This is a genomic window from Bacteroides sp. 90-K9/2 (assembly GCF_047310725.1).
Lineage (GTDB): Bacteria > Bacteroidota > Bacteroidia > Bacteroidales > Bacteroidaceae > Bacteroides > Bacteroides vicugnae.
Genome location: NZ_JBCGVL010000008.1, coordinates 232,134 through 244,507, shown reverse-complemented (window position 1 = coordinate 244,507; position 12,374 = coordinate 232,134). Strand labels below are relative to the sequence as shown.

The window sequence follows — 12,374 nt, the reverse complement described above, 5'->3', positions numbered from 1 at the left end:
TTTCCATTCAGCTTCTGTGATTGGAGTGAAAGCTGACGAAGACGGAATATATTACTGGACCATTACTACCAACGGTACTACAGAATGGCTACCGGATGCAGAACACAAATTGAGAGTAACAGGTGTAACTCCTGTCATGGGAGTTGACAGCGACGGTTATTGGACGATTGATACAGGTGAAGGAGCCAAACGCATGAATGGAGCAGATGGCAAACCGGTAAAAGCAACAGGAAAGGACGGAGATTCTTTCTTCAAGTCGGTAGTAGATGACACGGAGAATGACGTTGTTATCATTACTTTGGCAGATGAAAAAAACACTTCGTTCATGCTGCCTAAAACAACTAATTCGGTTATGAAAGTCACTGATATGGGAAGCGTTGAATATTTCACATTTAACCAAACCAAATCATTTGAATTACAACTCACCAACGTCGCAGACTTCATCGTCCATGCACCGGAAGGATGGATAGTAAAAATGAGCTATACCAAACTTTCCATTACCGCCCCTGCTTCCGTATCAGAAAATGAAGCTGTCATTAAAATCCAGTTATTTAATAAACAAGGACTAACAAAAATTCAGCGATTATTCGTTTATGCTTCTGCATATACTTTAAAAGGGTTATCTTTTGAAGACTCTGATTATAAAGGTACAGGCAATTATATAGGCAAAAGCGACTGGTCTTCATTAATTGACAATCCTCAATATGGCGGTCCGTTACTTTATGGACAATCAGGAATGGGTCCTTCAGACTATAATTGGTATGATGAAAACAATACATTACTCCAGCATGAATTCCCAACGAATTGGGGCACTACCTGTTATTGGGGAGGTGGACACGCTATATCCAACTATGTAGATATGGATTTGACTCATGGAGGTTTTCAATACCAGTTGTCGGTTTATTACAAAGATCCAGCAACAGGAAATGGAGGTCATAACGGTTCTAAGAATTTCTGTGTACATTATGGCTATACAGATAACTCCGGTTATGCTTCCGAAAACTTACCCTACATTTACTTTGGAGATGGAGTGGCTCGTGTAGTAGATCATATGTACGTGACAATGACAACTTATCTCGCCAATTGTGTAGCCAATGGCAACGGACTGACTGCACCTGCCGGGGAAGATGACTGGGTAAAACTGGTCGCTATCGGTTATGATGAAGACGGTAACGAAGTTAAAACTAAACCTGAATTTTATCTGGTAGGAAAAGCCGGTAACATTCTGGAATGGAGCAAATGGGATTTATCAGCTCTGGGCAAGGTAGTAAAGATTGATTTCAATGTCACAGGGAGCAATGATAATGGTTACGGTTTTAGCCAACCGGCTTATTTCTGTTATGATGACGTAGCAGTGAGATTCTAATGAAACATATTATACTTCTTTTATTTGTTCTGTTAGCATTAGTATCATGCGTGAAAGAAGAGGAGGACTCTCCTCTTCTTTCCGCTCCTGTCATTACCCTGAAAGAAGAATCCCCCATCTATAAAACAAAAATTGGTCGGGAGATAACCATCGCTCCTGTTTATGAAAATACCGATTCGGAAACGACCTTTAGCTGGACAATAGATGGAAAGAGTATCTGTACCGCTTCCACCCTGACATTTTCAGCCGATGAAGCAGGCAGGTATTTCATTCTGATTTCTGCCACCAATGCCGGAGGGACAACTGAAAAAGAGATACGTATCGATGTCTTTCAACTTGATGTACCGACTATCTCTATTGCGGATGCCGACAAAGGTTTCAAAGTGCTTCAAGGGTCTGAACTAACCATTACACCCATAGTAGATTCTTTTCTGGAAACCAGTTACTCTTGGCAAATAAACGATGAAGATATTTCGAGCGAATTAACCTGTACTCTCCCCACAACCGAACTTGGCGAATATCAGGTTCGTTTTGCTACTCACAATGAAGATGGCGATGACGAAGTAACTTTCAAAGTAGAAGTTTGTTCACCGGATCAAGTAGATTTCAGCTGGACATTCCTGCAAACGGAATATAACATGTCAGTCGGCAGAACTATCCGTATCAGACCGGTTGACGTGAATAATGCACTGGATGCAGTCTATACATGGACTGTGGACAATGAACAAGTGCAATCCGGAGAAAATGATACTTATCTATTTACATCCGAACAGCAGGGAGAACACACGGTAAAGGTAGAAATGAGGAACTCATATATACTCGCTACGCAAACATTAAAAATCAATGTTTGCCCTCCGGCAGGAACATACCAGCGCAAGATTAGCGCCACAAGTTCTGCGTCAATGAACAAAGTATATGAATATTTACCGGCTCCTGGTCAATTCATCAATGAGAACCATACCACAACAACTATGGCAGAAGCCTGTACCTATGCAGAAGAACGAATCAATCAGACGGCTTATGTTTCCCTAGGCGGATTCGGTGGATACATCATCGTTGGATTCGATCATAGCATCGTGAATGATGGAGATTACAACATCGCTATTACAGGAAATGCTTTTGATGGTTCGTCAGAACCGGGAATTGTATGGGTAATGCAGGACGAAAATGGTGATGGGTTACCTAATGACACTTGGTATGAATTGCGCGGATCCGAATATGGGAAAGCCGAAACCTGGCAGGATTATGCCGTCACCTATCATAAACCAACCGGTATTCAGCTTCCCACCCCATGGACAGACAATCATGGTCAAAGTGGGTCTATTGATTATCTGGGCGCTTTTCACCGGCAAGATTATTATTATCCCGCCTGGGTAAAGGAGAAACAATATACTTTGCGAGGTACTCGCCTGAAAGAGCGTAATTACGATCAATCCGGTAATGGTACTTATTGGGTAAATGATAGTTATGAATGGGGATATGCTGATAATTTCAGCGCCATTGATCGTCTGACAGATGATGACAACTATAATGCCGGACCGTCTGACAATCATTTCAAGATATCCCATGCTGTAACTTTCGACGGTAAGGATGCAAACCTGAAGTACGTTGATTTTATCAAAGTACAAGTGGGTGTTAATAGTAAAAGCGGTTGGTTGGGTGAAATATCCACTGAAGTTTTTGGAATAAAGGATTTCAACATGCTCAAATAATTGATAGAATATACATAAGAGATTCTTTTCCCTATTAAATATAGAGATAAAAATTACCAAATGGTAATTTTTATCTCCTCTCATAACCCTACCTTTGTCGCCATTTTCAACAACAAAGGTAGAAAATTATGAAAGATAGTATTGATTTCGGCAGTATGAACATCTCCACGTTGTTCCGTAAGTTACTAATTCCTACAGTACTTGGGATGGTATTCTCGGCTCTGTTCGTTATTACGGACGGTATATTTGTAGGAAAAGGAATTGGCAGTGACGCACTGGCAGCAGTAAATATCACTGCACCGCTTTTTATGATTGCAGCAGGGATTGGACTGATGTTCGGAGTGGGAGCTTCGGTGGTGGCTTCCATTCATTTATCTCAGGGAAAACGCAAAGTGGCAAGTATTAATATCACTCAGGCAATTGCTTTTTCCGCATTGCTCATACTTATCCTGTCTGCTCTGTGTCTTTATTTTATAGAGCCATTAGCCAGATTATTGGGTAGTTCGGACCGGTTATTACCGTTAGCCATAGAATATATGGCATGGTACATCCCTTTTCTCGTATTCTACGAAGTATTAAATATAGGAATGTTCTGCATCCGCCTGGATGGTTCGCCCACCTATGCCATGATGTGTAATGCGGTTGCAGCCATACTCAATATCATACTGGATTATATATTTATCTTCGAATTTGGTTGGGGAATGATGGGAGCAGCTTTTGCCACCAGTCTGGGGACTGTTGTAGGAGGGCTGATGACACTGATTTACCTCCTCCGTTTCTCTCGTACCCTCCATCTATGCCGGATAAAATTAAGTATCAAAAGTCTGTTACTGACTCTTCGCAACATCGGCTATATGATTAAACTGGGAAGTTCTGCTTTTATCAGTGAAGCCTCCATTGCCTGTATGATGTTTCTGGGGAACTACGTTTTCATCCACCATCTCGGTGAAGACGGAGTGGCAGCATTCAGTATTGCCTGTTACTTCTTCCCTATCATCTTCATGGTCTATAATGCCATTGCACAATCCGCACAACCGATTATCAGTTATAACTTCGGAGCCGGACAGCCCGAACGTGTACGAAAGACACTGCATCTCGCCATTCGGACCGCTTTAATCTGCGGTATCAGCTTTTTCATTCTTACCGTACTATGCTGCCAAGACATCGTTTCATTATTTATTGACCGCAGTTACGCTGCATTCGACATAGCAGTAAACGGGCTTCCTTATTTTGGAGCAGGATTCATCTTCTTTGCCGTCAACATGATTGGCATTGGTTATTACCAGAGTGTCGAAAGAGGTCAGCGGGCAACAATTATCACTCTTCTCCGGGGAGTAGTGTTTATGTTGATCGGATTCTTTGCGCTCCCTCCGGTATTAGGTACACCGGGTATCTGGCTAGCCGTACCATTGGCAGAGTTATTAACCACTTTCTATATTTTCGGAATTTATTTGAAAGATCGTTTCATTGTCTACCGACGATAAGTATCTTTGCAATATGAGAACATTCATTGAAAAACTTTGCGATAGATACAAGGTATCAAAAACCGATGTACAGTCTCTACTGAACTGTATGGAAGAGGTACATTTCAAAAAGAGAGATTTAATAGTACGCGAGGGGACAAAAAACTGTAATCTTTATTTTATCAAGACAGGAATATGGCGAGCCTATTATCATAAAGACGGAGTGGACACTACCATCTGGTTTGCTTCAGACGGAGAAGCTGCTTTCTCCGTCTGGGGTTATGTAGATAATGCCTACTCATTAATAAATATTGAGGTCATGTGTGACAGTGTGGCCTATTGTATTTCCCGAACAGCTCTGAATCAGCTATTCGCCTCATCCATCGGACTCGCTAATTTGGGGCTCCGCCTCATGGATCATCAGTTTCTTCAACAGGAGAACTGGCTTATCAGTTCGGGAAGCCCGCGGGCTAAAGAACGCTATCTCAACCTTATCAAAGAGACTCCGGAATTATTGCAATATGTACCTTTAAAACATATTGCGTCTTACTTGTGGATAACTCCGCAGTCGCTAAGTAGGATTCGGGCGAAGATAGCATCTTCTCCGCAATAATACTATGCTTTCGCGGTCTTCACCCCAAAAGCACAATAAGTCAAATAACCCACACAAGCTAAAGTGACAAAAACGCCTCCAATAATACCTACTGTTCCAATCGCAAATCCAATCACTGGAGTAACCACTCCACCTCCGGCAACAGCAGTAATCATCAGCCCTGAAATCTGGTTTGCTTTTTCCGGCCTTGCCTGTAAAGCCATCGAATAAATGATAGAGAATACCGATGAAGCAAAAAAACCGACAGCACCGATACAAATCAGATTTATCATATCATCTTTCACAAAGGCCAGAATAAGCAAAGAGATCATACAGGCAACAATATTCACACGGAAATATTTCATTTCAGCAATACGGGCTAACAAGAAAGCACCCAGCAAAGCACCTACCGTACGGCTTAAGAAATAAACCTGTGGAGCAAACTTCACTTGTTCTGCCGTCCAGTCAAATCGTTCCGCCATCAGTTTGGAGCTGATAAAATTGGTAGCAACATCTACACCGACAATAAAGAAGATACCCAAAAATAACAGCAGAATCGTTTTATCTTTCAAAAGAGAAAAAGTATCACTGATAGAAAGTTGTTGGGTCGCGGCACTAGAATCTTCCCGTTTAACAGGAGTAGCCATCAGCCAAACAGCGGATAATAACGTGATGAACCCTAATATAGGGAAGCAATAATACCATTTGTCGTCTCCAAAGTGCGCTACAGCCAGCAATACAATCTCCGGTCCGACAAGAGAAGATACTGCTTTGATTACCTGTCCTGTCGTCAGACTACTGGTTAATAATCGTTGACCAGTTACTACATTACTCAGTAACGGATTCAGTGAAACTTGCAGAATAGCGTTACCTATACCTAACAACGCATACGCAATCATACAAGTCATGCTATCATAAATAACCAAAGGCAGAAGCATACCTACCACCGTTATTCCCATACTAAGCAAGACCGTATTCTTACGCCCCCATTTGTTCATCTGATTTCCAATAGGAATACCCAAAAACAGGAACCAGATAAAAACTAACGAAGGAACAAATCCGGTCATCGCAGGAGACCAATTGAAAGTACGTTGAACATAATCGGAAGAAATGCCGACTATATCACAGAAGCCCATAACAAAGAACCCGAAAAGAACGGGAAGGGTGGCATATATAGATTTTTGTGTTTTCATGTTTAACCCACTATATTATAAAATGTAAAATCCCCGGTGTCCCGTCAAGCAACATCGACACCGAGGAAAATAAGCTGTTTATTCAGAACAATGAGGCGGATTTTCCACTCCCCATTTCTCATTCGGTTGATTTCCCATTGTGAGTTTCAATGTCCCACCTTTATAGAGTTCATCCCGGTACAACCAACACTGTTCCAATGGCTTGCCATTCAGCGTAGCCGACTGTACATAATATGCGTCCGGTGTATTACCCGTCGTTTCAATTACAAACTTTTTTCCTGTTGCATTCACCGGACTCAGTTTGATTTCAATCTTATCAAACAATGGACTACCCATCTGGAAAGTCGGCCGTTCACAAGAACCACCCTGTACATCGAACAATCCCATTGCTGCCATCACATACCAGGCTCCTAACTGTCCCTGGTCTTCATCCTGACCGTAACCATAACCATGTTCTCCATTTGTTCCATAAAACTCATCACAGATCAAACGCGTCCATTTCTGCGTCAAGTAAGGTTTACCGGAGAAATTAAACAACCATGAAATATGAAGACTGGGCTGGTTTCCATGATTATAAGGGCTCTGTAAACCTGAGAAAGCATTTACTACTTTTCCACCACCAAAGATCGACTTACGGGCTTCTGTGAAGATAGAATCCAACCGGTTGTTAAACTCATCTTTTCCGACTTTTTCAATCAAACGAGCCGGATTCTGCGGTACAAAGAAAGTATATTGCATCGCATTTCCTTCCTGAAAACCTCTCCATGATTCCAATGGATTAAAGTCATCAATAAACTCACCATTGGGTACTCTCGGACGAATCATCTTCAGCGAATCATCAAACAACTTTTCCCAACCTGCAGAAAGTTCCATCAAACGCTTATAATCTTCCGTACGCCCCAAAGCTTTGGCCCATTGAGCCACTGCATAAGCACTAAAACTGTATTCCAATGTGTGAGATACGGAGAAGCTCGAACCTTCCGGATGTGTACCGAAATGAACACTGTTCTCATAAGGCACATACCCTCTTTCTACAAACTGTTTCACATCCATCTTACCTGCCCCTTCAATGCGGCCTTCCCAGCCTAATTCATTCTTCAAGGCTGCCTGATAAGCTGTTTCCACATCAAAGTTACGAATTCCACTATTATAAGCACCCGCTAAAGTGATGCTCACCATATTGGTTCCCACTCCGGAAACATACTTGCTGGTAGCAATACCATCCCCTAGCCAACCGGCATCCTTATACACCAGCAACTGACTGTTTACAAAGTCATTATAGTATTCTGGATATGCCAATGCCCAAAGAGAAGTCAGATTCCAATAAGCTCCCCAAACCGCATCCGTATTATAGTGATTATATTCCGGTTTACCATCCTTAGTCAAAGGTATCTGACCGATGGTACCGTCATTTTTAGGATAAGCTCCGTTGACATCGCTGGCAAGCCCTCTACCCAATAATGCATGATACAACCCGGTATAGAATTTGATTTTACTATCTTCCGTACCTCCGGAAACCAAGATACGGCTCAAAGACTCATTCCATTTATCCGTAGTCGCTTTCATAGCCTCATCAAAAGTCAAGTCTTTCGCCTCCGATTCCAAATTCACTTTCGCATTTTCTATGGAAGTATAAGATAAACCTATTTTTACATTGACTATCTCGTCTTTCTTTGTTTTATAATTCAGGCACATGATAGCACCCGGCCCTTTTATTTCATTACGAGCCATCAAAGCACTATCTTGATAGAAAACTTCGACAGATTCCGGCACACGGTCCAATTTAGCATAAAAATACATGGTAACCGAAGCACCCGCCTGATACTTCTTCACATATTCCGGTTCTGTAATTACATACCCTTCGATAGTATTTCCATCTACCTGTTTGATGTACGCATCACGCACAGCTCCACTTTCTCCCTGGCGATTGCCGATATTAAACAATATATGAGCATTCTCCGATTCCGGGAATGTATAACGTTGGAATCCGACACGAGCCGTAGCAGTAAGTTCAGCCTTTACCTGATAATCCTTTAATAACACAGAATAATATCCCGGACGTGCAGTTTCATCTTTCTTATCAAAGCGGGAACGGAAACCTTTATCCGGTTCTTCCAGCTTTCCGGAGTTTGTTTTCACTTCTCCCGTAACAGGCATCAGTGAAATTCCTCCTATCTGAAACTCGTGCAGGCAGGGAAAACCATCAATAGAAGTATGACCGTCCTCATAACCTACAGCCTCCCAACCTTGATTATTTCCGTACGTGCCGTTTGTAGATGCACCCAGCTTAGCTAAACCGAAAGGTTCGGCAGCCGGAGTATAGAAAAACCACCGACTATGAACCGTACCAATATTCGGATTCACATACTCTACCAGATTGGGACGATCAGGTGTTTTGCACCCTACGATACCTGCCAGAATCAACAGGCTACCTATCCATTTCAATTTCATCATTTATTTATTTTTTCTGTTTTAACTTCTCCTTTAATCATCGCCACACGTGCATAATATTCAGGCACACACGAAGCATCCAACAACCATTTCGGCCGGCGTTTTTCATCAGTCCGCCCTGTCCAGTCATGATACATCAATCCGGCCTGATCGCGGGCATGATCCCAAGCATAATCCAACCCTTTTATCATTGTATCCACATATTTTGGATCTCCCGTAGCATTGTACAGATCGTGATATCCTCTGAACAAGACCAAATTAAACCAAGGCAAATCGGCAATATAGGGAATACCTTCTTCCGTGTATTTAAAGAACACTTTGTAACTTCCCTCTGCTAAAAATTTAGCATTATCCAGATACGCCTGTTCACCTGTATAATTATATAAAGCTACAGCTGCTTGCAGCAAAGTACCTGTATTGTAAGTATACAAATCCGGGCATACAGCCGAAGTCGTCGTAAGCCATGAGTTCCAGACCACTCCCCTTTCAGGATCTTTCAGATATTTATCAATCCAATGATAGAATTTCTTTCCTACCTCCAGATAGTAATTGTCTTTAGTCGCTTCATACAGTTTTAAAGCCAACACCATCGCTTTTCCATTAGAGCAGGCTGGTTTCTGATCCTTCACTCCTTCCAGCCAGGAAACAGCCCCTTCAAAGTTCTCATCCCAACCACTTAAAATAAAGGTCAATACCTGTTTCGCCTTCTCCAGATAATGAGGATTTTTAGTTACCAGATAAGAATCAATGTAATCAATACCTACCAAACCATTATCGTCATAATAACGGTCTACCTTCCCAAATTGAACAGGGTAAGCCTGATAACCGAAAGGAACGCGTGTTGTATCATAATAATGTTCCATCGCCATCACCATCGAATCAACATAAACTGTATATTTCTCCGGTTCGATGGCAGCCATCAATACTGCTGAAGAAAAGACACCACTCATAGGCCACAGGTAAGAAACCTCTTGTGCCTGTCGGGTAGAATCATTAAAATAAGTCAGATCAGGACGATGACTACCGGGATAATATTCAGAGAAGAGACCGTATTTGGGAACCCGATAGAGTTCCCAGACACGTTGAAACATTTCTTCCGCCTTATCTTTGTTCGGAGTCACTTGGGGCTCTCCTGCACAAGAGAATAGCATGGATACCGCTGATACAAATAAAACTATATTTCTAATTTTACCATTCATACACTATTCTTCCGTCACAGTTTCTCCTTTATACAAAGCTATAATTCCCAGAGATTCTAGTGCAGCATCCTGCATCAACAACTGTTCAGCCCGTTTCGGGTCTGTTCCGGTCCAATCTTCATAAAACAGTCCGCTTGACAAACGAGCATTCTCGTATGCATAATCCAAGAAGTTGATGAATGTTTTAATATAATTACCTGCATTTTTGTAATAAGGTTCAATATCAATAAATGCACGAATCAATTTGGTTGTAAACCACGGGTCATGATCGGGATAAGCCAGAGCCAGTCCGTTAAGCGGACGTACAAAATAATTATATGCACCATCAGAAGAAGCAATGGCACTATCCAGATAGGTCTGTTCACCCGTTATCTTGTACAAACGGACTCCATTAGAAATCATTACACCAGTATTGTAAGTCCATTTTGTTTTATTAATAGATCCGTCTGCTTGTTTATCATTCCAGTAGCAACCATCTTCCGGATCACGCAGATTATTCAACGTCCAAGCATATAAACGTTTTGCCAAAGCCAAAACATCTGCTTTTTCTTCTTGGGGACATACTGAATAATATTCAAGTAAGAATAGTGTTGCATATCCATTGGCACACGTAGGCTTATTAGAATCACCAACTCCCTGCTGTCCCTTCTGATCCTCATTCCACCAAAGACCTCCTCCAAATGTATCATCTTCACCTTCTTGCAAAAATGCTACGATTCTTTTTGCCTTTGTCAAATAGTCTTGATTATTTAACAAATTAAAAGCCTCTACCAATTCAATCCCTACAATAGAGTTATCATCATAAAAACGCGTTCCACTACCAGTAGTACCATTAGTTTGAGAACCATAACCACCCACAGTTCCATCGGAAGTTGAATAATAAACTTCAAAGCGATCAACCATAGTTTCATAATTCACATCATAACCTAAAGCATGCAAAGCTGCGACTCCTGATACCAGTCCGTCATACGGCCATAAAAAAGAAGCCGAGTTATCACCATCTTTCTTGGGATAATTTTCATTATACAATCCTTCTGTCGCTCCGCTATTGATCCGGTAGCACTGATTAATCAAATCAAACTGCTCTTTAGCGCGTTTATGATAAACGACTTCCTCTCCGGGTTCTGATGGAGTGATCGGTGTAGGCGGAATATATTTCTCTACGTCATCTCCGGCACAGGAGAATAATAGCGCCGGAAGAATAGCTAAAATAGTCTTTATCTTTTTCATAACTTAGTTTTATTAATTAATCGGAGTCACATTAGTAAATGTATGTATCATCAATCCATCCGCATTCGTATCGATAGTAATAGTCGCGTGCGTATAATCCAGACTACCTTTCATTTTCCAAAGGTGTTCCCATTGACTCCATTGGAACTCGTACAAAGCATAGAAAGAAGAGGGTTCTCCACCTACCGGACGTTCGGCACTCACGCCATCACCTCTACCCCAACACATAGTTCCATCATTCACTTGAGCCAAAAAGTAATAACGTTCCTCTATCCAACCAAAAGGAGGATTAGTTTCCGGTTTTGCCGGATCATAAAAACGAATATCGCCCTCTCCTACAAATTTACCATTACCAACATATTGCAGTACAGCTATATCAGCAAATGTCGCTCCCCAGACACAACGGACAGAAGAACCGATTTTTTCTATTGTCATGGCCATTGTATTAAAGTTCACAGTCAGACGAGTTACTTCTTCAGAAGCAGTTACTACCGTTTCTCCATCCCCTTCTCTTAACTTCGAACTATCATCAATATAATAGCTGAATGCTTCACCTGTAATAGCAGACTTGAATGATATATTTCCTGCAGACAATTTTGTATAAATCTGGAAAACTCCCTCTTCTACACAACGGAACGGAATTCCGCCTCGTCCACCATTCTCCGTAGCCGAACCATACAAATACAATTCCGCCGGGATATTGTCAATTCCCTCTCCACGAGTTACTGTGATAGTAGCCACCTTGTCTGTTCTTTTCACCACTCCCCCTTTCGAGGCAGTAACTGTCCATTTAATGTCTCCTGTTTCTTGGGGATAAATACCTGCATTTCTCGCTATTATATTAATAGCCGCATGAGTAATCGACAAACTTGGATTAGCTCCCAAATCACTTTTCATTGTAGCCAGCGGTTTTGAAAAGTCTCCGTCTGCCTTGTCAAACAAAACCTCGTACAATACAATTCCGCCGTCTGTCGCACCACCTCCGGACCACGACAGCACAACAGGCACTGAAGATGACACATCCAACTGGATAGAGGCAGGGGAATTCAATTCTGTAGGGACTGTAAAATCCGCATTCAATTCATAATCTTCCTGACAGGATACCATTGCCAGAAATACTGAACATATTAATAATATCTTTTTCATAATCGTTCCTTTTTGAGTCGTT

The 12,374-nt window shown here is 41.7% G+C and carries 9 protein-coding genes; 4 read left to right on the top strand and 5 right to left on the bottom strand.

Features of this window, described 5'->3' with window-relative positions; all coding sequences use genetic code 11:
• The 4 genes from AAHJ11_RS17840 to AAHJ11_RS17825 all read left to right on the top strand — a co-directional run.
• Positions 1-1,366: DUF4465 domain-containing protein (locus AAHJ11_RS17840; protein WP_413579953.1), on the top strand; the 1,366-nt coding region annotated here is incomplete at its 5' end.
• Entirely contained in the window at positions 1,366-3,078 is a 1,713-nt protein-coding gene (locus AAHJ11_RS17835) for a PKD-like domain-containing protein (protein ID WP_148365176.1), read from the top strand. The genes AAHJ11_RS17840 and AAHJ11_RS17835, both read left to right, overlap by 1 nt.
• Before the next feature lie 128 nt (positions 3,079-3,206).
• Positions 3,207-4,562: an MATE family efflux transporter gene (locus AAHJ11_RS17830; protein ID WP_234132461.1), complete on the top strand. Its 1,356-nt coding sequence runs from the start codon at positions 3,207-3,209 to the stop codon at positions 4,560-4,562.
• A gap of 13 nt (positions 4,563-4,575) precedes the next feature.
• Positions 4,576-5,154 (top strand): Crp/Fnr family transcriptional regulator, encoded by a 579-nt coding sequence (locus AAHJ11_RS17825; protein WP_074637578.1) that lies wholly within the window; start codon positions 4,576-4,578, stop codon positions 5,152-5,154.
• A gap of 2 nt (positions 5,155-5,156) precedes the next feature.
• On the opposite strand, the gene AAHJ11_RS17820 is transcribed toward AAHJ11_RS17825, so the two are convergent.
• The 5 genes from AAHJ11_RS17820 to AAHJ11_RS17800 all read right to left on the bottom strand — a co-directional run bounded on the left by AAHJ11_RS17820 (position 5,157) and on the right by AAHJ11_RS17800 (position 12,352).
• The gene (locus tag AAHJ11_RS17820; RefSeq protein WP_148365178.1) at positions 5,157-6,326 is read right to left on the bottom strand and encodes an MFS transporter; all 1,170 of its coding nucleotides are present in this window, start codon (positions 6,324-6,326) and stop codon (positions 5,157-5,159) included.
• Between the two features lie 78 nt (positions 6,327-6,404).
• Positions 6,405-8,780 (bottom strand): GH92 family glycosyl hydrolase, encoded by a 2,376-nt coding sequence (locus tag AAHJ11_RS17815; protein WP_217723640.1) that lies wholly within the window; start codon positions 8,778-8,780, stop codon positions 6,405-6,407.
• Positions 8,777-9,976 (bottom strand): glycoside hydrolase family 76 protein, encoded by a 1,200-nt coding sequence (locus tag AAHJ11_RS17810; protein WP_217723638.1) that lies wholly within the window; start codon positions 9,974-9,976, stop codon positions 8,777-8,779. The genes AAHJ11_RS17815 and AAHJ11_RS17810 overlap by 4 nt, the downstream gene beginning before the upstream one ends.
• A gap of 3 nt (positions 9,977-9,979) precedes the next feature.
• Positions 9,980-11,206: a glycoside hydrolase family 76 protein gene (locus tag AAHJ11_RS17805; RefSeq protein WP_148365181.1), complete on the bottom strand. Its 1,227-nt coding sequence runs from the start codon at positions 11,204-11,206 to the stop codon at positions 9,980-9,982.
• A 12-nt stretch (positions 11,207-11,218) separates the two neighbouring features.
• Entirely contained in the window at positions 11,219-12,352 is a 1,134-nt protein-coding gene (locus tag AAHJ11_RS17800; RefSeq protein WP_148365182.1) for a SusE domain-containing protein, read from the bottom strand.
• Positions 12,353-12,374 lie beyond the last annotated feature (22 nt).